General features: G+C 54.8%; 16 protein-coding genes and 2 tRNA genes. 10 read left to right on the plus strand and 8 right to left on the minus strand.

Translation table 11 applies throughout. The features are described from left to right. Nucleotides 1-75: 75 nt before the first annotated feature. A complete protein-coding gene (locus KDX37_RS19220; RefSeq protein WP_231654289.1) occupies nucleotides 76-1,014 on the plus strand; it encodes an aspartyl/asparaginyl beta-hydroxylase domain-containing protein in 939 nt (312 codons plus the stop codon). 112 nt (nucleotides 1,015-1,126) lie between these two features. On the opposite strand, the gene KDX37_RS19225 is transcribed toward KDX37_RS19220, so the two are convergent. After that, nucleotides 1,127-4,600 (minus strand): hybrid sensor histidine kinase/response regulator, encoded by a 3,474-nt coding sequence (locus tag KDX37_RS19225; RefSeq protein WP_231654290.1) that lies wholly within the window; start codon nucleotides 4,598-4,600, stop codon nucleotides 1,127-1,129. Nucleotides 4,601-4,851: 251 nt separating this feature from the next. Between KDX37_RS19225 and KDX37_RS19230 the strand changes: the two genes are divergently transcribed. Next, nucleotides 4,852-6,726, plus strand: coding sequence for an MFS transporter (locus tag KDX37_RS19230; protein WP_231654291.1), 1,875 nt, complete (start codon nucleotides 4,852-4,854; stop codon nucleotides 6,724-6,726). A gap of 132 nt (nucleotides 6,727-6,858) precedes the next feature. After that, a complete protein-coding gene (locus tag KDX37_RS19235; protein WP_231654292.1) occupies nucleotides 6,859-7,293 on the plus strand; it encodes a hypothetical protein in 435 nt (144 codons plus the stop codon). 63 nt (nucleotides 7,294-7,356) lie between these two features. On the opposite strand, the gene KDX37_RS19240 is transcribed toward KDX37_RS19235, so the two are convergent. Then, nucleotides 7,357-8,322 (minus strand): bile acid:sodium symporter family protein, encoded by a 966-nt coding sequence (locus KDX37_RS19240; RefSeq protein ID WP_231654293.1) that lies wholly within the window; start codon nucleotides 8,320-8,322, stop codon nucleotides 7,357-7,359. A 107-nt stretch (nucleotides 8,323-8,429) separates the two neighbouring features. Next, on the minus strand, nucleotides 8,430-9,350 hold the full coding sequence (gene rdgC, locus KDX37_RS19245) for a recombination-associated protein RdgC (RefSeq protein ID WP_231654294.1): 921 nt from the start codon (nucleotides 9,348-9,350) through the stop codon (nucleotides 8,430-8,432). 171 nt (nucleotides 9,351-9,521) lie between these two features. On the opposite strand from rdgC, the gene KDX37_RS19250 reads away from it, so the two are divergent. The 7 genes from KDX37_RS19250 (at nucleotide 9,522) to KDX37_RS19280 (ending at nucleotide 17,078) form a co-directional block, all read left to right on the plus strand. Further along, nucleotides 9,522-9,597 (plus strand) — tRNA-Val (locus KDX37_RS19250). A 21-nt stretch (nucleotides 9,598-9,618) separates the two neighbouring features. After that, a tRNA-Asp gene (locus tag KDX37_RS19255) sits at nucleotides 9,619-9,695 on the plus strand. A gap of 233 nt (nucleotides 9,696-9,928) precedes the next feature. Next, a complete protein-coding gene (locus tag KDX37_RS19260) occupies nucleotides 9,929-11,215 on the plus strand; it encodes a tyrosine-type recombinase/integrase (protein ID WP_231654295.1) in 1,287 nt (428 codons plus the stop codon). 620 nt (nucleotides 11,216-11,835) lie between these two features. Further along, a complete protein-coding gene (locus tag KDX37_RS19265) occupies nucleotides 11,836-14,166 on the plus strand; it encodes a nucleoside 2-deoxyribosyltransferase (RefSeq protein WP_231654296.1) in 2,331 nt (776 codons plus the stop codon). A 260-nt stretch (nucleotides 14,167-14,426) separates the two neighbouring features. After that, nucleotides 14,427-15,680, plus strand: coding sequence for a TRAFs-binding domain-containing protein (locus tag KDX37_RS19270; protein WP_231654306.1), 1,254 nt, complete (start codon nucleotides 14,427-14,429; stop codon nucleotides 15,678-15,680). Between the two features lie 55 nt (nucleotides 15,681-15,735). Beyond that, nucleotides 15,736-16,215, plus strand: coding sequence for a TIR domain-containing protein (locus tag KDX37_RS19275; RefSeq protein ID WP_231654297.1), 480 nt, complete (start codon nucleotides 15,736-15,738; stop codon nucleotides 16,213-16,215). Next, a complete protein-coding gene (locus tag KDX37_RS19280) occupies nucleotides 16,215-17,078 on the plus strand; it encodes a DUF4231 domain-containing protein (protein ID WP_231654298.1) in 864 nt (287 codons plus the stop codon). The genes KDX37_RS19275 and KDX37_RS19280 overlap by 1 nt, the downstream gene beginning before the upstream one ends. A 78-nt stretch (nucleotides 17,079-17,156) precedes the next feature. On the opposite strand, the gene KDX37_RS19285 is transcribed toward KDX37_RS19280, so the two are convergent. From KDX37_RS19285 to KDX37_RS19305, 5 genes are all read right to left on the minus strand, one after another. After that, nucleotides 17,157-17,624, minus strand: a complete 468-nt coding sequence (locus KDX37_RS19285; RefSeq protein WP_231654299.1) for a TIR domain-containing protein — start codon at nucleotides 17,622-17,624, stop codon at nucleotides 17,157-17,159. Continuing rightward, nucleotides 17,614-18,216: a 7-cyano-7-deazaguanine synthase gene (locus KDX37_RS19290; RefSeq protein ID WP_231654300.1), complete on the minus strand. Its 603-nt coding sequence runs from the start codon at nucleotides 18,214-18,216 to the stop codon at nucleotides 17,614-17,616. Before KDX37_RS19290 ends, KDX37_RS19285 begins: the two co-directional genes overlap by 11 nt. Further along, nucleotides 18,213-18,911, minus strand: a complete 699-nt coding sequence (locus KDX37_RS19295) for an 8-oxoguanine DNA glycosylase (protein ID WP_231654301.1) — start codon at nucleotides 18,909-18,911, stop codon at nucleotides 18,213-18,215. The genes KDX37_RS19290 and KDX37_RS19295 overlap by 4 nt, the downstream gene beginning before the upstream one ends. Next, nucleotides 18,908-20,290, minus strand: a complete 1,383-nt coding sequence (locus tag KDX37_RS19300; RefSeq protein WP_231654302.1) for a toll/interleukin-1 receptor domain-containing protein — start codon at nucleotides 20,288-20,290, stop codon at nucleotides 18,908-18,910. The genes KDX37_RS19295 and KDX37_RS19300 overlap by 4 nt, the downstream gene beginning before the upstream one ends. A 73-nt stretch (nucleotides 20,291-20,363) precedes the next feature. After that, nucleotides 20,364-21,518 carry a carbohydrate kinase family protein gene (locus tag KDX37_RS19305; protein ID WP_231654303.1) on the minus strand — a complete coding sequence of 385 codons (1,155 nt, stop codon included), beginning with the start codon at nucleotides 21,516-21,518 and terminating at the stop codon, nucleotides 20,364-20,366. Nucleotides 21,519-21,997: the final 479 nt, after the last annotated feature.

Here is a 21,997-nt window from a genome sequence, read left to right on the forward strand (position 1 = left end):
CCCATATTCAAGATCAGGCATTGACACGGCTCCGCGTGATATTCGGCGTTGTCTGCCCGCTTCAAGGAGAGTTGCATGACCCTTTCATTTGCTGCCAAGGCGTTGATCCTGATGCTTTTTCTCGGCAGTACGCTGTATGTGCATCTGCGTGGTCAGGCGCGGCTGCCCTTGTTGCGCCAGTTCGTCAATCATTCGGCCCTGTTCGCACCCTATAACGCCCTGATGTATATCTTCTCCCGCGTGCCGTCCAGGCCTTACCTTGACCGCAGCAAGTTTCCCGAGCTGGATGTCCTCAAGGACAATTGGGAAACCATCCGTGACGAAGCCATGCACCTGTTCGACGAGGGGTATATTCGTGCCGCCGAAAAGAACAATGATGCCGGTTTCGGTTCGTTCTTCAAGAAAGGCTGGAAGCGCTTTTACCTGAAGTGGTACGACAAGGCGCTGCCATCTGCGGAGGCGCTGTGCCCCAAAACCGTCGCGCTGGTGAACAGCATCCCTAACGTTAAAGGGGCGATGTTCGCCCTGTTGCCGGGTGACAGTCACCTCAATCCGCACCGCGACCCGTTTGCCGGTTCGTTGCGTTATCACTTGGGCCTGTCCACCCCAAACTCCGACGATTGCCGGATCTTTGTCGACGGCAAGGAGTACTCGTGGCGTGACGGTGAAGACGTCATGTTCGACGAGACTTACGTGCACTGGGTCAAAAACGAAACCACCCAGACTCGGGTCATTCTGTTCTGCGACATCGAGCGCCCGTTGAGCAACCGTTTCATGACCCGCATCAACCGCAGCGTGAGTGCCTTCCTGGGCCGTGCGACGGCGCCGCAGAACCTGGATGACGAGCGCGTCGGCGGGATCAATCAGGCGTATGCCTTCAGCAAGCGTTTCAGCGATGGTTTCAGCGGCAAGGTCAAGCAGTTCAAGCGCAGCAACCCAAAAGCCTATCGGGTGTTGCGCCCGATCCTGGCGGTACTGGTGTTGACGTTGTTGGGTTACTGGTTGTTCGGCTGACGGCTAAAGCCTTTTTGCCTGCCATCAAGGTTGTGACATGGACACCCGTGTCGCAGCCTTTTCTTTTCCTGGTGTCTAAATCTTGCCAGTCTTGCCAGTCTTGCCGGTCGTGTCAGTTCAGGCTGACGTGTCGACTCAACAGCGCGCGCAACGCGGCAGGCTTGACCGGCTTGGGCAGGTAATCGAGGCCGGCCGCATGTACTTGGGCAATCAGCTCGGGACGCCCATCAGCACTGATCAACACACCGGGCACCGGCTCGCCCAGACGGGTTCGTAGCCAGGCCATCAAAGCCGTACCTGTTTCGCCTTCATCAAGGTGATAGTCCACCAGCGCGATCTGCGGACGAATGCCGTTGTTCAGCAGGGTTTCGCATTCCTGACGATTGCGTGCGGTCCAGACCTGACAGCCCCAGCGGGACAACAGGCTGTTCATGCCAATCAGAATGCTGTTTTCATTGTCGACGCACAGCACCTGAGTGCCGTTCAAGGCCGGGCGGCTGATTTCGGCTGCTCTGACAGGTTGTACCGGCTGAGCCGCCGCCACGGGCACGCAGACACTGAACACGCTGCCCTTGCCGGGCCATGAGCGGACTTGCAGGGGATGGTCGAGAATCCGACACAGCCCATCAGCGATGGCCAGACCGAGACCAAGTCCTTTGGCGGCATGGGTCTTGTGGCTGTCCAGACGCTTGAACTCCTCGAAGATTACCTTGCGTTTGTCTTCGGGAATCCCCGGACCACGGTCCCAGACTTCCAGGCTGAGGCTGTCACCGTGGCGCCGCACGCCCAGCAGAATCGGGCCTTTGGCATAACGAAATGCATTGGTCAGAAAATTTTGCAGCACTCGACGCAACAGCTTGATGTCACTGTCGACGCGCAGTGCGCTGCTGCTGACCCGGAACTCCAGCCCTTGTTCCTGAGCGAGCGCCTTGAACTCGGCACCCAGGGTGTCGAACAGCGCGCTGAGGGGGAAAGGCTGCCGGTCCGGCGTAATCTTGCCATTCTCTATGCGTGAAATATCCAGCAGGTCGCTGATCAGGTCCTCTGCCGAGCGCAATGAGCTGTCCAAGTGCTGGACCAGTTGCTGGGCCTCGCTGGAGATGCCGTCTTCCTGATGCGACAGCGCAGCAGAGAACAGCCGGGCGGCATTGAGTGGCTGCATCAGGTCGTGACTGACGGCGGCCAGAAAACGGGTCTTTGATTCATTCGCTGCTTCAGCGGTGCCTTTGGCTTCGGTCAGTGCCTGGTTCAGTTTCGACAGCTCATGGGTGCGCTCGGTTACGCGTTGCTCCAGGCTCTCGTTGACGCCCTTGAGCGCTTGCTCGGCGGCGCGGAATGCGGTGATGTCAGTGAAACTCATGACGAAACCGCCGCCGGGCATCGGGTTGCCGATCAACTCGATAACCCGCCCATTGGGGAACAGGCGCTCGGAGGTGTGCGCCCGGCCCTGACGCATCCAGTGCAGGCGGCGCGCAACGTGCACTTCAGCCTCGCCCGGACCACACAGCCCGCGCTCTGCGTTGTAGCGAATGATGTCGGCTATCGGGCGACCGACGCTGATCAGGCCTTCCGGATAATTGAACAGCTCAAGGTAACGATGATTCCACGCTACCAGCCGCAGGGATTGATCGACGACGCTGATGCCTTGGGTGATGTTTTCGATGGCGCCCTGCAGCAGTGCGCGGTTGAACTGCAGCACTTCGGACGCTTCGTCGGCAATACGCACCACGTCTTCGAGCTGCATGTCACGGCCTTCAATGGCTGCTTTTACGACTGCACGGGTCGAGGACGTTCCCAGGACACCCGCCAGCAATCGCTCGGTATGCGCGATCCACTCACCGTTGGCATTCTGATTGGGATTGAAACCCTTGCCTTGGCGGTAGGCAAAACGAATGAAACTCTGCCTTGCGCGCTCTTCTCCCACAAAACGTGCTGACAGGCTCAGCAGATCTTCGATTTGCACTGCCAACAGCGGACGGTTGTAAGTGCGGCCGTGGGTTTCCTGTCCGATGAAGCGACCTGCCTGCCAGTGCTCGGTCACACGAGTTCGCGACAGCATCGAAACCCAGGCGAAGAGGGTGCAATTACCCGCCATCGACAGCACCACGCCCTGGGTCATCGGGCTGATTGGCAAGTCCAGAGGGTTGCTGTGCAGCCAGGAAAGCAACGGGAAGGCGTCCAGCGGCCAGCCCATGCCGTGTGCGGCAACTGGCAGCACCAGGGTGTAAAACCAAATGAAGATACCAGCGGCAAGCCCGGCGAACACGCCGCGACGGTTGGCCTGTTTCCAGTACAGTGCGCCGAACATCGCGGGCGCCAACTGAGTGATCGCGGCAAACGCGATCTGGCCGATAGTCGCCAGACTCGCAGTCGAACCCAGCATCCGATAGCTGACGTAGGCCAGCAGCAGGATCATCACGATGCTGATGCGTCGAACCGACAACATCCAGTGGCGGAACGCTTCAAACGGCCGCTCGGTGTTCTTGCGCCGCAACAGCCAGGGCAGCAGCATGTCGTTGGAAATCATGGTCGAGAGCGCCACGCATGCCACGATCACCATTCCGGTGGCCGCCGATGCACCACCGATGAAAGCCAGCAACGCCAGCGACGGATGCGCGTGAGCCAGCGGCAGGCTGATGACGAACGAATCCGGGAGCATGGAGGCGGGCAGCAACATCTGGCCGGCCAGCGCGATCGGCACCACAAACAGTGCCGCCAGGGCCAGATAAGCCGGGAACACCCATTTGGCCAGATTCAGATCCTGAGGCTCGATGTTCTCCACCACCGTGACATGAAACTGTCGTGGCAGACAGACAATCGCCATCATCGCCACACCGGTCTGCACGAACATAGAGGGCCAGTTGATCGTGTCCTGCCAGTATTCTTCCAGCCGCGGCGCGAGCTTGGCCTGATTGAACAGATCATCGAAGCCGTCATAAAGGCCGAAGGTGACGAACACCCCCACGGCCATGAACGCGAACAGTTTGACCAGTGCTTCAAATGCGATTGCCAGCACCATGCCGCGATGGTGCTCGGTAACGTCCAGGTTGCGCGCGCCGAACACAATGGTAAACAGCGCCAGAATCAGCGAAACCACCAGCGCCGTATCCTGTGCGCGAGTGCCCGTTGAGTCGGCCACTGCCCCGATCAGAATGTTGACGCCCAGCACGATGCCTTTCAGCTGCAGCGCGATGTACGGCAGCATGCCGATCAGGCAGATCAGCGCGACCATCACTGCCAGCGACTGGGATTTGCCGTAGCGCGCGGCGATGAAGTCGGCGATCGAGGTGATGTTTTCCTGCTTGCTGATCAGCACCATTTTTTGCAGCACCCAGGGTGCCAGCACCATCAATACGATGGGTCCGAGGTAGATCGGCAGAAATGACCACAGTTGCTCGGCGGCCTGGCCCACTGCGCCGAAGAACGTCCAGCTGGTGCAATAAACCGCCAGCGACAGGCTATAGACCCATGCCCGCATTGTCGGGCGCAACGAGGCGCTGTACCGATCGCCGTAAAAGGCGATGGCGAACATGATGGCCATGTAGGCAAGGGCAACCGCAGCAATCAGTCCGCTGGACAGCGACATATGAATTTCCAGAGCGTATCGACAGTACGCAGTCTCGCACGATGGCCGCGCTTCGTCTTTCTCGACCAAGGTCGAGCGTGGTGTGGTGTCGCAGCCGTCTGTTAACGGTTTCGGTCCCAGGGACACTGCCCGGTGGCAGTGCGTGCCTCTCAAACAGAAATGTCCTATCGACAATCGGCAGCGTTACGTCTTCAATGTGCCACGGACTGGCGGCCGCTTGAGTTCGCCCCAGCCTCTCAGGACCACGGACGATGAGCCAACAGTCACAATTCAGCTTGCTCGGGAAGCGGCGTTTCCTGCCGTTCTTCATCACTCAATCCCTTGGCGCCTTCAATGACAATATCTTCAAGCAGTCGCTGATCCTCGCCATCCTCTACAAGCTGAGCATTGAAGGCGATCGTTCGATCTACGTGAACCTGTGCGCCTTGCTGTTCATTCTGCCGTTCTTTCTGTTTTCGGCCCTGGCCGGGCAGTTTGGGGAAAAGTACCCCAAAGACAAGCTGATCAGGATTATCAAGTGTGCCGAAATCGGCATCATGACCGTAGGTGCGGCTGGCTTTCTCTTCGATCATCTGGAATTGATGCTGGCGGCGTTGTTCGCCATGGGCACGCACTCGGCGCTGTTCGGGCCGGTCAAGTATTCGATCCTGCCGCAGCACCTGCGCGAGAGTGAACTGGTCGGCGGTAATGCACTGGTCGAGATGGGGACCTTTCTGGCGATTCTGGCGGGCACCATCAGCGCGGGTGTGATGATGTCTTCCACGCATTACGCCTGGGTGGTATCTGCCGCCATGGTGCTGGTGGCGAGCCTGGGGTTTGTGGCCAGTTTTGGTATTCCGGCCGCCGCCGCTGCGTCGCCGGAAATGAAACTCAACTGGAACATATTCACTCAGTCCTGGGCCACGTTGCGCATGGGGCTCGGCCAGACACCTGCAGTGTCACGATCGATTGTTGGCAACTCGTGGTTCTGGTTTGTCGGGGCGATCTACCTGACGCAGATTCCGGCCTACGCCAAAGAGTGGATGTACGGTGACGAAACGGTCGTCACCTTGATTCTCACGGTCTTCTCGATTGGCATTGCGCTGGGGTCCCTGCTGTGTGAACGCCTGTCCGGGCACAAGGTCGAGATCGGGCTGGTGCCCTTCGGCTCCATGGGCCTGACGATTTTCGGGTTGCTGCTGTGGTGGCACTCGGGCGGCTTTCCGCAGAACGTGCAGGCCAACGACTGGCTGGCCGTGCTGTCGTTGGGGCAGGGCTGGTTAGTGTTGTTCGACATCCTGGGTATAGGGATCTTCGGCGGTTTCTATATCGTGCCGCTGTATGCGCTGATCCAGTCTCGCACCCCGGAAAAAGAACGTTCCCGTGTCATTGCGGCCAACAACATCCTCAACGCGCTGTTCATGGTGGTCTCAGCGCTCGTCTCGATCCTGATGCTCAGCTTTGCCGGGTTGTCGATCCCGGAACTCTTCCTGGTAGTTTCGCTGATGAACATCGCGGTCAACGTCTACATCTTCAAGATCGTGCCCGAGTTCACCATGCGTTTCCTCATCTGGCTGCTTGGGCATTCCCTGTACCGCGTCGAGCATCGTGACTTGAATCAGATCCCCGACGAAGGTGCTGCGCTAATGGTCTGCAACCATGTGTCTTTTGTGGATGCCCTGTTGATTGCCGGCGCCGTGCGCCGTCCGATCCGGTTCGTGATGTACTACAAGATCTATCAGATTCCGGTGCTCAACTTCGTGTTCCGCACCGCTGGAACCATCCCGATTGCCGGTCGCAATGAAGACATGGACATCTACGAGCGCTCTTTCAAACGCATCGCGCAGTACCTCGCGGAGGGCGAGCTGGTCTGCATCTTCCCTGAAGGCAAACTGACCACGGATGGCGAGATCAGCGGCTTCAAAAGTGGCATGTCGCGCATTCTCGAAGAAACACCGGTGCCCGTCATCCCTATGGCGCTGCAAGGTTTGTGGGGCAGCTTTTTCAGTCGTGACCCCAACAAAGGGCTGTTCCGTAGACTCTGGTCACGCGTGGTTCTGGTCGCAGGCCCGGCAATTGCCCCCGAAGTGGCGACCCCGGTAGATGTTCGTGAGCAGGTCAAGGCGTTGAGAGGGGCAGGGCGTTAGGGCTGGGATAGTTCTTGCGGTTACGCAGGAGTCTTCCGGTTCTTTAGGGTTCACGCTGAAACGTTGCATTTTCAGGGTATGTTTAGCTGCTCCAGGAACCAGATCAATACTGGATAAATGAAGGCATCGAGTATGCAACATCGAAGCATCGCTAAAAAGGTGTTGATCGCTCTGCTGCTTGTTTGCCTCGCTCAGGCTGTCTGGATAGTCATGGCTCTACCTGTTGAGCCACCGCTTTCCAGAATCGCAGTGACTTACCCCATAGGTGACAATGGGATGCTGTATGCCGTGGTGAGTGACGCAGGAGGCGCGACCGTTCCTTTCACCTATCGCTACTATGTCTACGAGCGTATCGATTACAGGCGAAAGGCTTTGGAAGCGTTGCGGGCGAATGGGAAAGCGTTTCTCGTGACGCGCGATGAAAGTGCACGTGTCGATGTGCAGGGAATTGTTGTCAAAATTGCAGTCAGCAAAGATGTTTACAGCTTCACCAGTTCCACTCTTTTTCGCCATGGTGACGGTTACACGCCAGTGAGCGTTTGGCTCAGCGCGCAACCGGCCCAATAGTCGGGTATCAGCGTATGTCACCCGCAGGCCAATCAGCCCAACTGGGTGACATGCTGGTAGGGCTCAATTGGCCGCAGGCTTTCGCAGTGCTGGCCCGGTCTCTTCTTCAGGCATCTTTCGAAAGTACGTGGAAAGCAGCGCTCCGGAAATGTTGTGCCAGACGCTGAACAGCGCGCTCGGCACCGCTGCCAGTGGCGAGAAGTGTGCGCTGGCGAGTGCGGCACCCAGTCCGGAATTCTGCATGCCGACTTCCAGTGCCAGGGACTTGCGTTGCGGCAGCGGCAATTTGAAGACCTTGCCGGTGAAGTAGCCCAACAGGAAACCAAAGGTGTTGTGCAGGATGACCACCGCCATGATCAGCAGACCTGATTCGGCGATTTTTGCCTGACTGGCAGCAACGACTGCACAAACGATCATCACGATACTGACTACTGATACCAGCGGCAGTACATCCACGGCATAACTGACTCGAGCGCCCAGCAGACGCTGCGCCACAACCCCTAGCACGATCGGCAACATGACCAGCTGCAGAATCGACCAGAACATGTCGAGGAAAGAGACGGGCAGCCATGCCGATGCCAGAAACCAGATCAGGGTCGGGGTCAGCAGCGGGGCGAGCAGGGTGGTAACGGCTGCAATAGCCACCGCCAGCGCCAGATCACCTTTGGCCAGCCAGGCCATGACATTGGAAGACGTACCACTTGGGCAGCAGCCCACCAGGATCACGCCAACGGCAATTTCCGGTGGCAGTTGAAATACCTGGCACAACAACCACGCCACGCCGGGCATGATCACGAAGTGTGCGACAACGCCCAGCGCAACGCGCCATGGGTTGCGCGCTACTTCGGAAAAATCTTCCAGCTTGAGGGTCAGGCCCATGCCGAACATGACCAGCCCCAGCAATGGCACGATCCAGCCTTTCAGGCCGATGAAAAACTGCGGGAACAGGAACGCCAGAATAGCGAACAGCAGCACCCAGTACGCAAATGTATTACCGACAAAACGACTCAAGGCTGCCAATGCTCGCATGGCCTGTTCCTTTTCTTTATAGAAGCGCTATCTCATACCGACAGCACGAGGCAGATGAATGCGCCGTCATAAGACGGCGCGGTGTTTCGACCTGCATGGGTGAAGTATCAGATCCCTTGAGGAATCTCTTCGCCGCCCAGAGCTTCGAACAACTCCGGCAGAAACTCGCCAAAGGTCAGCATCATCAGGGTGAAGCTGGCGTCGAGTTGCCCCAGCGCTTCGTCGCCGCCGTCCTGCTCGGCCTGATCCTGCAAGAGGTCTTCGAACTTGAGGCGCTTGACGACCATTTTGTCGTCCAGCACGAACGACAGTTTGTCCTGCCACGCCAGCGACAACTGGGTCACAACTTTGCCGGTGTTCAGGTGCAGCTGGATTTCATCGCTGGTCAGGTCCTGACGCTTGCAACGTACGATGCCGCCGTCTTCGTGGGTGTCGCGCAGTTCGCACTCGTCCAGCACAAAGAAGTGGTCGGCGGCTTTCTGGGTCTTGACCCAGTCGGTCATGGTCGCGCTTGGCGAGACCTTGACGGTCAACGGACGCACTGGCAGCGAGCCGATGACTTCACGCAGCGTCGACAACAAGTCTTCGGCACGTTTAGGGCTTGAGGCGTTGACCAGAATCAGGCCCTGCTTGGGCGCGATGGCTGCGAAGGTTGCCGAACGGCGGATGAAGGCGCGCGGCAGGAATGCCTGGATGATTTCATCCTTGAGTTGATCGCGTTCCTTCTTGTAGACCTTGCGCATCTGCTCGGCTTCGATCTCTTCGACCTTCTCCTTGAGTGCGTCACGGACCACACTGCCTGGCAAAATACGTTCTTCCTTGCGTGCGGCGATCAGCAGAAAGTCCTGGCTGACGTGTACCAGCGGCGCATCTTCGCCTTTGCCGAACGGTGCGACGAACCCGTAGGTGGTCAGCTCCTGACTGGCACAGGCGCGGGCCGGTTTGGTTGCCAGCGCCGTTTCCAGTGCTTGGGCGTCGAAAGGCAGATCCTGGGTCAGGCGATAGACAAGCAGGTTTTTGAACCACATGAGGTGAATCTCTCTTTCTATACAAAGGCGGGCATTATTCGCTCCTCAGCCTCTGCGGCCAACCCTGCACTGAGTGTTTGTAAGCCTTTGGAAGGATTATAAAAATTATTTAAAAAAGTGCTTGCCAGAGTAAAGGTCGCTCCGTAGAATGCGCGCCACACCGAGAGTGAAGGGTGATTAGCTCAGCTGGGAGAGCAGCTGCCTTACAAGCAGCGGGTCGGCGGTTCGATCCCGTCATCACCCACCAATCTCTCTCTTAGTGTTACGCGCAGCGGTAGTTCAGTCGGTTAGAATACCGGCCTGTCACGCCGGGGGTCGCGGGTTCGAGTCCCGTCCGCTGCGCCATATTTGCTTCCACTAAGGCCCACTGAACGCCTGGAAGTTACGGAAATAGCGGCCTTGAGCCGCTTTTTTCGTTTTCTGAATTCCACTGGAATCCATCGCCAGCCACGGTTTTTAAGTACACATTTAAGTACACCGCTGGCACAGCCTTTTACGATGCCTTGCGCATCAATTTTCGTATTGGTCCGTCTACCGCTGGGTTGTATTCCCCTCCTAGATGCAAAAGGAGGTGTCTGATGGCTCTGACAGATACAGCGATCAAGCAAGCCAAGCCCGCCAGCAAGCCTTATACGTTAACTGATGGGGATGGCTTATCTCTGCAAGTGCCCACGACGGGTTCGAAGCGCTGGCATTTCCGTTTCTATTGGCATGGCAAGCAATTGCGTATTTCCCTTGGCATCTATCCCGACGTCAGTCTCAAGGAGGCTCGCCAGCGGAGAGAGGCTACACGTGCACTGGTGGCCAACAATATCGATCCCCGCTCACATCGTCGCGCCGAGCGCCAAAAAGCCTCTCACGCCGCCAACAACACGTTTGAAGCGGTTGCTGGTCGCTGGCATGAGTTCCGAAGTAAAAAGCTGACGAAAAGTAAGAAGGGCAGTGCAGGGCAAGCGAGCAAATACCTCAAGAAGGACATGCTGCCGTGTTTGGGCGATCTTCCGATCTCAGATATTTCTCGTGGTGACGTGCTGGAGCTCATTAGGCGAATTGAGAGCAGAGGGGCGCTAGTCTCTGCTCGAAAGGTGCGCACCTGGCTCAACCAGATCTTTCGTTTTGCCATGGCGGAAGGGCTCGTTGATGTGAACCCAGCAGCAGACCTTGATATCGTTGCCGAGACGCCGCGGCCAGTTCGCCATAATCCCTTCCTCCAGGTAAATGAGCTTCCAGGACTACTCAGGACCGTCGCCCACTATGGGTGTGCAGAAGCGACACGGCTTGGTATTCGTCTATTGCTGTTGACAGGCGTACGTACAGGAGAGCTACGGGCGGCGACGCCAGACCAATTCGACCTCGACAAAGGGATCTGGTTGGTGCCGCCGGAGGGTGTCAAGCAACTCCGGAGTCGTGTTCGAACCCAGGGGAATGAGATCCCACCTTATGTAATTCCACTGTCTACCCAAGCAATTGCAATTGTGCAGCGGCTAATGCAGTTAAGGGCGCGCGGTGCGCGGTACCTGCTGGTTCACCGATACGAACCGCAGGAAATGATCAGTGAAAATACCCTTAACACCGCGATCAGCCGCATGGGTTACAAAGGAAGGCTCACCGGTCATGGCATCAGGGCTACCATCTCCACGGCGCTTAATGAGGTTGGCTTTGTAGAAGAGTGGATTGAGGCGCAGCTTTCACACGCTGATACCAACCAAATTCGGGCTGCATACAATCATGCAGAATACGTCGAGCCGAGACGTAGGATGATGCAATATTGGGCGGATTCAATAGATGCGCTAGAGGGCGGCGTTTCTCCGCCTACGCCCGAAGCATACATGCCGCATACCGGGCGAATTTCAACGGGTGTCTGAGTGCGCAGTGGGAGTAGGCTGATTAATAGTATGGGGTGCTAGGGGTCGAGTGTTCGAATCACTCCGTCCCGACCATATTTTTCAATGAGTTAGCCCAATCTGAAAAGATTGGGCTTTTTCATGTCTAAAAAATACTCCCACATTTACTCCCACGGATATTCTGGATCTAGGTAGCTTTGGTATCTCAAGGGCTGTGAGCTAGCGACAGCTTCGGCACTGCCTCGCGCAAGCTTTGGCACAAGCAGCAACGATGTGTGTTATTTGAAATCACGACCTTCGGGTCCTTTTTTCGGTGCGCCCAGCATGGACGCAATCTTGTGGCTAAAAATCCCGCAGAATGCAAAGCCAGGCAACAGGCGAAAGCTGTGATTCATCTCTGTCCTGGAGACGCAAAGCAAGCGGCTGAGAGCTCTAGCCCAACAAAGATGGCCGCTGAGCCTGTGACTGCCTGTAAGCAGGCTACGTGTACGATCCGGGGAGCATTCGACCCCAGCTAGTGGTCTCGGGCATCTTGATCCTAGCTCTAGCATGATGGGCATACTGATAGCCATTTACCATCGGCATGGTGGCAGTTATCCTGAATACGCGAGAACAGCCGGTTGTTAATTCAGGGAAAAGATATGAAGGACGTCATTGGCTTTTTTGCTTACGCGTCAACGCCTGCCGAGATAGGGCAAACCATTGAGAATGCTGTTGCTACCAGCTCAAGAACCAATACGAAAACGGTTGTGTCTACCTGGAGGGCCTTGGACATCGTCGGTCACTTCATCTCTGATGAAGTGCTGGCAAGTATTGATGCAGCCGATTTCCTGGTTGCTGACATCAGTGAGCTAAATTTCAACGTCACGTATGAAATTGGCTACGCCCTTGGTAAATCAAAGCGCGTTCTGCTTGTCAAAAACAAAAGCCTTCAGTCGCAGGGGTTGAAAATTTCTGACGTCGGTATTTTTGATACCCTTGGGTTTCAGGAATACCAAAATTCGCCTGAGCTGAGCGTTTTTTTGAACAACGCATCAGCCTGGAAATCGATTGACGTGTCTGCTGCGCTCAATCTCAAAGCACCGGTTTATTTGTTGTATACACCGCACAAAACCGACTGGTCGACACGCATCACCTCGAGAATCAAAAAGGCAGGTTTCATCTTCCGCAACTTTGATCCAAACGAAACTCCCAGGCTTTCGGCCTATGACGCGATCAATCAGGTTGCACAATCCTATGGTGTTGTGGTTCCGTTGCTATCTACTGGGGCGACAGGAGCGGCCATCCACAACATGCGAGCCGCCTTCATTGCTGGTTTGGCCGATGGCATGGGCAAGGCGTTGTGCATTCTTCAGTCAGGCGATGATCCGGTCCCAGTGGATTACCGAGACTTTGTCCAGGTCACCTACCATCCGAATGATGTTAACCGCGCCATTGAGGTGTTTGCGTCCGATGTGACCCAAGCGTTTCAGCAGCTTGAGGCTTCCGGCGCGAAGCCCGAGCGGTCATTCATCAAAAAGCTCAATCTCGGTGCGACCTCAGCCGAGAACGAAATGCGAGATCTCGAACGTTATTATCTGGAGACCGATCAGTTTCTGAAATCGTTGCGTGGCGAGGCGCATTTGGTCGTCGGTCGTAAGGGTTCTGGAAAATCAGCCATTTTTCTTCAAATCAGGGATGCCGAGCGCGACAAAAACCGAAACAAAAATATCGTTTTGGATTTGAAGCCAGACGGCTACAAGCTCATCAAATTCAAAGAACGCATCCTTCAGTTTCTTGCCGAAGGCACCTACCAGCACACGATCACTGCATTTTGGGAGTACGTGCTACTGCTGGAAATTTGCTACAAGATTTTGGAAAAAGACAAACAGCGTCACATCCATGATCATCGGCTGTATGAAGGCTATCGCGAGCTCGCCGAGCTGTATCGGGGAGAAGATTACGATTCAGAAGGCGATTTTTCCGAGCGTATGTCGATGCTCATGGAAAAAATCTACTCCGAATACCAATCCAAATACGGTTCAACCGAAAGCGTCAATCTGAGCTCATTCGAAGTGACCGAGCTCCTGTACAAACATGACGTCAAGCAACTCAAACAGCAACTGGGACGTTATCTTGAGAACAAGCAGGTGCTATGGCTTCTCTTCGACAATATTGATAATGGCTGGCCAACGTCCGGACTGAAGCATGAAGACCTGCTCATGGTCAGAGCTTTGATCGACGCTACGAGAAAGATTGAGCGTCAGTTCAGCAGCGACAACATCAAGGTGCGCTCGGTAGTGTTTTTGCGCAACGACGTCTACGAGCTGCTGGTCAAGGAGACGTCTGACCGCGGCAAGGAAGCCAGTGTGGTGCTGGATTGGACGGATTCTGACTTGTTACGCGAGCTCGTTCGTTTGCGAATCGTGTCCAACGGTCTTGAAGAAGACCTGGACTTCAAGTCGGCCTGGCTGCGGCTTTTTGTAAGCCATTACAAGGGCGAGGAAACGTCTCAATTTCTGATAGAGCGTTCCTTGATGAGACCACGCTTTCTCTTGAATCTGATCAACCATTGCAAGAGCTTTGCGATCAACCTCAACCACGAAATTATCGAAGGCAGCGACATAGAGAAAGGCATCGCGGCCTATTCAGCGGATCTGCTGCGCGATATTGGCTACGAGCTTCAGGACGTGTCCGATGAGACTGATGGCCTTCTCTACGCTTTCGTCGCATCATCCGCCGACCTTTCTGAGCAGCAGGTGATGGATACTCTTCTTAAATCTGGGCTTGATCAGCAGAAGGCAAGTCGCGCGGTGGATCTGCTGCTTTGGTATGGATTCCTGGGCATTCGAATCAACTCGGATGATCCTAAGTTTATTTACGATTTTAGCTACAACAAAGCGCTCATGGACGGGGTTAAGAAAAACTCGAACCAAGCGGTCAGTCTTGTGATTAACCAGGCGTTTTGGCCAGCATTGATGATCAACCAATAATCTAAAAATCATCTGCCGGGCGGTAGGAATAGCCCCATTGTCTGCCTTAGCCGCCCTTGGCCTGACAGACCTCAAAAGAATGCTCTATGTGCGTCGCACGATTCAGATTTGCTCTTTTTGCCGGAGATCGAATTCGCAGTTGCTTCATATCTTTCCAGGGATCATTGATGAACCTTGCATGGGCTTAGCTTGTGCACGAACAGGATCGATAGATAGCTGCGATTTTGATCAAAAATTTTTGCGAGTAAGAGATCGCTGTGATGAAGTTATGCTTTGTCGTGATGGGATATGGCAAGAAAACCGAGTATGAGTCTGGTCGCACGCTCGACCTGAATGCAACGTACGAAACGATTATCGAGCCCGCTGTTACCAGCCGCGGCTTACGCTGCGTTCGGGCTGACGAAATCATGCAGTCCGGACTTATCGACGTAAAAATGTACGACCTGCTGCTCAGGGCAGATCTGGTCATCGCCGATATTTCCACGGGAAACGTAAACGCCGTCTACGAGCTGGGAGTACGTCACGCGCTGAGACCGAATTCCACCATCGTCATGAGCGAGGACAAGGGCAAGCTGTACTTTGACCTCAATCACATCAGCACTTTCCAGTATTCGCATTTTGGTGAAGATATTCTTGCACGTGAGGCGCGGCGCGCCGCGGAGGCCCTGGGTAACCTGATTGAGGCCGTGATGGCCGCCCAGGCTATCGACAGTCCAGTTTATACGTTCCTGCCCAGGTTGCGCTCGCCGAGTATGTCGGATGAAGAGTTTGAAGAGTTGGTCGATGAAGCAGAAGCCGCTCAACAACGACTTTTTCATCACATGCGCGAAGGTGAAAAGTTGATGCGGCTGAGTCAACATCATGCTGCCAGCGTAGAGTTCGCTGCTGCAAGGGATATGAAGCCTGGTGAGCCTGATATTTTGCAAAAGCTTGCACTGAGCACCTATAAGTCAAAGACTCCTGATGAGCTCGCCGCGCTGCGAGCTGCCATGGAGGTGCTTAGCCCCCTCAATCCTGAAAGCTCGAATGATCCCGAGACTGTTGGCATTGCGGGAGCGATCGTCAAGCGAATCTGGTTGCTTGAGGGTGATAGAGCTTCACTTGACTCAGCCATTGCTTTTTATCGCCGAGGCTTTGAGGTCAAGCGTGACTATTACAACGGCGAAAACCTTGCGCTGTGCTTCGAGTTTCGAGCGCAAATACAAACAGAAGACGCGGAGAGAATTTTCGACTTCATGTGCGCGCAGAAAATCCGTGAAGCGATTTTGAAGATTCTGTTGCCTGAGCTGCAGTCTCCCGATTTCATTGAACGCAGCGACAAACGCTGGGTGTATGCGACTTTGGCCAACTGCTATTTTGCGGTCGGAGACGCCACGCAAGCCGAGACGTTCGAGAATCATTTTATGGGAGCCTTCATTGCTCAATGGGAGGTTGATACTTATCAGGCGGGCAAAAGTCACGTGTTAGCAACCCGAGAGAAACGGCTCGCAGCGCTGGCTCCGGCTCAGCACTAACCGTTTGAGGTTATCGACAATGCTCAACCAACGACTTCAAGAAAGGAACAGCGAAATGGGGTTGCCCAGAACATTCGTCGGCTTCAGCAGCACAGACCGCCACATGTATGAACTGATGGGGGCGTGGAAGAAAAACACTCGGATCGATTTTGATTTCGCCGACTGCCAGTTGAACATGGCGCTGAACTCGGAAGACGAGGATTACATCAAGCGCAAATGCCGGGAAAGGATTGATATGGCCGGCACCTTCGCACTGCTGATTGGCAGGGACACGCGTTCGAAACACAAATACGTGCGTTGGGAGATACAGGTAGCGATCGAGAAGGGGTGCAAGCTCATCGGCATCAACCTGGACGGAGCCCGCCAGGTGAATACTGATCTTTGCCCTCCCATCCTGCAGGACGTCGGGGCAGTGTTCGTCCCGTATTCCCCTGCCATTATTGCCCATGCCCTGGCGAACCCCACGGCAAGTGAGCGTGGCAACTATTTTTATCCGCCAGCCGTGTATCAAAAGCTCGGCTATGAGGTTTCTTGATGCAGATTTCTGATTTCCCTGGTCTCTATCAGGCCGCCGATGAGCTGTCGGGTTCCGCTCAGAAGCATTTTCTTGCCGCGCTGCTCACTAACCTGGCGCTGTTGGTGGCCGCCGCAGTCGTCTCCGTTATCAATTATCCTCACTGGGGTGCAGCGGCCCTGCAGGCGGCTCTTTTAGCCGGCGCATTAGCCAGCTCTGTGTATTTGGCGACACAGCGGCCTGAGCGGCTTTGGTATTCAGGGCGTGCCGTCGCCGAATCAATCAAAACCATGGTGTGGCGCTACGTGTCCCGCGCAGAACCTTTTCATGAAAGCGACGAGGCGGCCAAGAAGCATTTGCTGGCAAAGCTTACGCAAGTGGTTGAGCAAAACCCAGGCGTGTCGAACAAGCTGCTCACGCATCTTCCGGCCCAGCAGATTACACACAAGATGAAGCAGATAAGGGCTGGTGATTTCGAAACCCGGCGCGATACGTACATCGAATTCCGGATCAACGACCAACTGGGATGGTATTCACGTAAAGCTAACTTCAACGCCCAGGCCGCCAAGTATTTCTTCATTGCATTGATCTCCGTTAACGCCATCGCTTTTGGATGTGCGCTGATCAAGATAGCCAACGTGGAATACCAATACTTTCCGACTGACGTGCTGATCGCTGTTGCAGCAAGTATTCTGGCGTGGATGCAGGCAAAACGCTTCACTGAGCTATCTGCGTCTTACGCACTTACTGCGCATGAGATCACGCTTATCCGTGAACAGGCCGATGAGCTGAAAAAAGATGAGCATTTGTCGACATTTGTAGGTGACGCCGAGAACGCGTTTTCTCGCGAGCACACCCAGTGGGAGGCAAGGAAGGACAATTGACAGCGCCTCGCGCGCGAAACGACTACCGGCAGGAGTAGGGCGCTAATTTCAGAAGCTAAACACCTTCCTGCCGGCAGCTTATTTGAGCTCGTCGGAGAGCTTCGACCAGGGCACCGTTTTGATCTTGTGTTCTGACACCCATTTAGGCTCAGTTCCGCTGAACTGCTTACCGGAATGTACAGCTACAACCTTCTTGCTAAGCTCTAAGCTCTTTTCCACCTCCCATTTCACCCACTTGCTCTGGGCAGTGTCCTTGGAAATGAAGACCACAGTGATATAGGAGCGGTTGATGCGCTCGGCGATCTTGCGCTTGATGTACTCCGCCTGTTCACTGTCGTAGGGTTCGCGGACTGAATGATCATTGAACTCGATGTCGTTGTTATCGTTTTTTGCCTGTCCCCTGAGCAGATTGACCTCAGCCATGTCCTCGGTGGCAAAACTGATGAACACGTTGCGCTTGCCCTCATTTAGAGCAGCCTTGGCTTTTTGCTCCAGAGACCTGACATCACCGAGTCGGCTCCATCCACCTGTGCTGCTACCGCCCATCATTGGCATCCTCAAATTTGAACTCGTTGCAGGCGATACAGTTGCCGCACGGTTGTTCTTCACCCAGGTGGCACGAGTAGGTCTGAGAGATGCCTTTCTCGGCTGCCAGCGTCACGACGTCAGGTTTGATGAACGATGAGAGCGGTGCAAGCACCTTGATATTCCGGCCCATGCATAGAGTTATCATGCGCTCAGCCTCTTCGAGGAATCCAGAGGTCTGATCAGGAAATAGGCTGGTGCTTTCGTGAAGCAATCCGATCGAGATCGCATCGGCGTTTTTCTGATGGGCGTAAGCGGCGGCGGTCAACAGAAACAGCATGTTTCGGCCGGGAGTGAAGGCGTCGTCAATGATGTGCAAGGAAGGGTCGGTGAGTCCCGAGCGAATCAACCTGCCAAATCCCGACAGACAGGCAATTTCGGGCTCAGGGAGTCCAAGCTTCTGCATGGCCAGCTTGCAGGCCGCGAGCTCTCTGTCGCGGGCTCGTTGACCATAATCTACAAAAAGGGGAAATATCTGCAGGCCTTGCTCCTGTGCCAACTTGGCAACGAGCGTGGAGTCTAGGCCTCCCGAAACTAGTGTCACAATACTCATACTAAAACAGCCTCCTGCTTGCGATTTGCAACGCGCATAACGATCCATATGGCCCAATCCAAAAGACCAACCGGGCAGTCCATTTCCCGGGCATGGTCACGAAGCCTGTCTTCATGCCTGCCATATTGATTCAGTCCGGATATGGATACCTGCGTGCCTGAATATATACCCTGGGCAGACATGTAATTGAGCACGTGCCGATCAAGGATTGCCAAGTCATAAGTAACCCCGCAATTGCGCAAAAACATACTGGCTTGCTTGGGGCCCATACCGGATGCATGGGTCACCAGCCACGCGCGTACATCACTGACGTCACCACTGATCAGCGCCTTAAGTGAGCCGCCAACGTTTGCTACGGCCGCCCACGTGGACGCCAAGTGACCGGCTTTTGCCCTGGGAAACCTGTAAGTGCGTTTTTTACCGTCGATATCGAGAGGGGTACTGAGCACTTCAAACAATTTCTCAGCAAGGTGCTCGCTGTGTTGTGTGTTGTGATGAAGATAGCCACGTTCATCGATGGCATCTGCGGCTGCAATAGCGAGCGGGTAGGGGACCTGGCTACTGAGAATGCAGCACGAAAGCTCCCACCATAGATGACGCTCGTCAGACACAGCGCCGGCTTCGATACGTGTGCGAATATCTGGACAGACCGCAGCGACAGCTCTGCAGAGCGCTTCAGCGCTATAAGTGGTCATAGAAAAATTCCTGGGAATAGCGATCGAAGCTCGGCGCTTTTCATGCCGGTAACTCCCATGGCAAACGGTTCTTCGCGGCCTTTCGAATACATGTCACGCATGATTCGGCCAAACTCCGCATAATACTCTAGATTGTGGAACGCAACCTTGCCTGCGTAGCCTATATTGTCGTTTGCCATCACCCTGTCCATAAATTCACTTCGGATCCTTTTCGTTTTGAAAAAATCGAAGTGTTGAAAGTGGTGAAGCCGCTCAAGCTCTGGGTCTACCGCAAACCGACACCATTCAAGACCGTCGAACGTGTCCGCGCCAGCGGCAGCCAGTAGCGCAATGCTCCACGGGTTTCCAGTGCCCAGTAGATGAATGGGTTGGTAATAGGGCAGCTTGTCCAGTTCATCCCTGATATGTCTGACAGTCAATGCACGCTGCGCAAGACCCGCACCCAATTCCCTTTCCGGAATAGCGATGACAGGCGGTTGCAGGTGCTCGGATATCGCCCTGACGATCCGAGGAAGTCTTTCGAGCCCCTTAGGGGTCTGCTTGACGTGAATGATGGGTAGCACCGGAGCAGAAGTGTGCTTGGCGTCACGCTCCACTGCTTTTATGACCTGCCTTACCGCCACTTCGAATCTGTCACTGGGGGTCATGTTGTCAAAACAGAACGCCCAATCGTGTGGCGTATCGGTTAGCGCGCGCTTCAGGTTCGATGGCTTCCACTGTTTGTCATTCAGGCGGTAGGCCTCATAGTTGCCCGAGTCGATGAGAACAAAACCGCCTTGGTCCCGATAGGTCTTTATTTCAGCAATCATCTTGTGTCGCGATTCAGAATTAACAAGGTCATAGGCAGAAACAAGAATCGAGCGCGTTGGATACACCGTTAATGCTTCCAGCGCTTCTACGGGATCGAACTGTGTCTCGTGTGACGAAACAGACATGAAGACATTAGGAAGCGCAAGCGCGCCGCCAGCTATCGTGGCTAACCGGACGGGCTTACCCTGAGGAGGAATAACGAGCCCAATTTTCTTCTGCAGCAGCTGAAAGCATGAGTGGTCTGCTTCGCCCTGCCATGACCGGAAATCAACACTGCTGAAGTGACCATATGGGTAGGGCGGATCACTGTCATCCAAAATGAGAGGGACGACCTTCTTTTGATATTTTTCTGCCAAACTCAGCTCACCAGTGATGGTGTGCTTGTGAGCAAATGAGGAATACAGAGCAACGACGCATTTCGCTTCTTTGAGATTCTCTGTAATCGCGACACTGAAGTCGCCAACTATCAAATCGTCCAGCCACACGCTCCAAGACGCAGAGAGGAGATCGCGAACCTTCAACGCTGTCTTGCTATTTTCTTTGGCATATATGATATAGACGTCCGCCATGGATCGATCTGGCCTCAGCTGGTTACATTCCGTTGCACGACCCTGCGGGCGATGCCAATTATTATTTTATCTTTCAGTGAGTGGCAGCGGCTTCGCCAGCAGCCCAGGCAGCGAGGTACATTGCTGTCGTGAAGTCATTCGTTGTCTCTGTTGCAACGATTAATACACTAGCGGCAGTATTAGGCTCGTGAAGTGTGATGATCGGAATTGATCGGGCTCGGTCTTCTGCAATTCGTGCCAGGGACTCCACGGATAAGTCATAATTGATTATCAAGGTCGCATCCGTATTCCAGCCAGCGTTCGCCGTTTCAATCTGTGGACATGTCACATCTACACCCAGTTCGCGCAATGCAAACCGGGCTTCTTCCATCGTGTATCGCTGTCCTAGTGAATCAACACCACCTTCCAGACGAACCCTGCCGCCTATCCCGGATGAGATAGGCTGACGTTGCATGAGGATGGATTCATCAAACTCGAACGCACGGGTATCGCAATAGACAGATACCGACCGTGACGCCAAATCTGCAGCTTGGTGAGGCGGCAGCTCGTTTTGCGCCCAATAAACCGCAAATACGGCAGTAAATATGTCACCTGTTCCGATTTTAAAAACACTGCTGGAACGATAAGCCGGTATGTGTGAAATCTTGCCTACACCCTCGTAAACCGAGGCCCCACGTGCACCTTGTTTGATCACGACAACCTGTGCGCGTTGATTTTTGAGCAGGTGTTGCGCCGCTGAGTGCAGTTCATCGATTCCAGTTATCTGACGCGCTTCCAGTTCATTCATTACTAAGGCCAATTCTCTGGCCGTCGATCCATTGGCTCCAAATGATGGCGGGTTATGCCAGGTTTGCGGGTCGTATACGGCCCGATTTGCCGTGACCATCGCATCTCCCTCAAGAAAGCCGAAGCGCAAAACGGCGTTCCCATTCACCGATATCGAGTTCTCGCGGCCGATGGACGCGCGGGGTGGCTCAATATGGGGCGAAGAAAGGGGGTGGAAATACGCGAAGACTATTGGTGATGGCCTGGTAGCGGCATGCGTGATGATTCCCTGCGATTCCAGCGAAACCAATGCGGAGCGATCAGCGGGGGAGGCATAAGTGGTAAACTTGACACCCGAAACCAGTGCGTTGGCGGCCAAAGCAGCGCGACCTCCAGAGCCCAGCGTAGAGTCCCAGAACGGTACATCACATAACTCGCGATATAGACCACCAACGATGTGCATTCCTTGCCCTCGGTCAGTCTTACGTCAGATCGGCAGCCAATGCATCGCTTCAGAGACTGAATGAAGTTCAGATGATTTGCTCTTGAACGCATCATGGCCTACAAAATAAGCCTGAAAGCCAGCTGCCACAGAGTCACTGCGCGGCGAACGACAACGATCGTCGATTGACGATTCGGTCGATCAAGCTTACGTCCTCGATGCCCGATGATGCTGCACGAGTATAGGTGTCATGATGATATTATCGTCAAGCAGGGCGCCCCAAAAAGTAACCGTCCGGTAGACACGTCTTGACGGAATCATCTTAGGCCGATGGCGCGAGCAAGACGCCCCTGTTGACGGTTGCGGTGGAGCATTTATGAGCTTTTGGTGTCCGGGAGGGGGTAAGCGTATGGGGAATACGCCTTGCGTAGATCAGCCAGGCATCCATTGATGCGGCAGTAGATGCTCGATCTCACTGGCTTTCTGCGTCGGCAATCGCG

It is taken from the genome of Pseudomonas californiensis (assembly GCF_021147775.1).
GTDB lineage: Bacteria > Pseudomonadota > Gammaproteobacteria > Pseudomonadales > Pseudomonadaceae > Aquipseudomonas > Aquipseudomonas californiensis.

Coding starts and splice junctions, on each gene's coding strand:
- KDX37_RS19225 (WP_231654290.1), bottom strand. CDS start 4,600: ATGTCGCTGTCCAGCGGACTGATTGCTGCGGTTGCCCTTGCCTACATG.
- KDX37_RS19280 (WP_231654298.1), top strand. CDS start 16,215: ATGCAGATTTCTGATTTCCCTGGTCTCTATCAGGCCGCCGATGAGCTG.
- KDX37_RS19240 (WP_231654293.1), bottom strand. CDS start 8,322: ATGCGAGCATTGGCAGCCTTGAGTCGTTTTGTCGGTAATACATTTGCG.
- KDX37_RS19300 (WP_231654302.1), bottom strand. CDS start 20,290: ATGGCGGACGTCTATATCATATATGCCAAAGAAAATAGCAAGACAGCG.
- KDX37_RS19275 (WP_231654297.1), top strand. CDS start 15,736: ATGGGGTTGCCCAGAACATTCGTCGGCTTCAGCAGCACAGACCGCCAC.
- KDX37_RS19305 (WP_231654303.1), bottom strand. CDS start 21,518: ATGCACATCGTTGGTGGTCTATATCGCGAGTTATGTGATGTACCGTTC.
- rdgC (WP_231654294.1), bottom strand. CDS start 9,350: ATGTGGTTCAAAAACCTGCTTGTCTATCGCCTGACCCAGGATCTGCCT.
- KDX37_RS19260 (WP_231654295.1), top strand. CDS start 9,929: ATGGCTCTGACAGATACAGCGATCAAGCAAGCCAAGCCCGCCAGCAAG.
- KDX37_RS19295 (WP_231654301.1), bottom strand. CDS start 18,911: ATGACCACTTATAGCGCTGAAGCGCTCTGCAGAGCTGTCGCTGCGGTC.
- KDX37_RS19235 (WP_231654292.1), top strand. CDS start 6,859: ATGCAACATCGAAGCATCGCTAAAAAGGTGTTGATCGCTCTGCTGCTT.
- KDX37_RS19290 (WP_231654300.1), bottom strand. CDS start 18,216: ATGAGTATTGTGACACTAGTTTCGGGAGGCCTAGACTCCACGCTCGTT.
- KDX37_RS19285 (WP_231654299.1), bottom strand. CDS start 17,624: ATGGGCGGTAGCAGCACAGGTGGATGGAGCCGACTCGGTGATGTCAGG.
- KDX37_RS19220 (WP_231654289.1), top strand. CDS start 76: ATGACCCTTTCATTTGCTGCCAAGGCGTTGATCCTGATGCTTTTTCTC.
- KDX37_RS19265 (WP_231654296.1), top strand. CDS start 11,836: ATGAAGGACGTCATTGGCTTTTTTGCTTACGCGTCAACGCCTGCCGAG.
- KDX37_RS19230 (WP_231654291.1), top strand. CDS start 4,852: ATGAGCCAACAGTCACAATTCAGCTTGCTCGGGAAGCGGCGTTTCCTG.
- KDX37_RS19270 (WP_231654306.1), top strand. CDS start 14,427: ATGAAGTTATGCTTTGTCGTGATGGGATATGGCAAGAAAACCGAGTAT.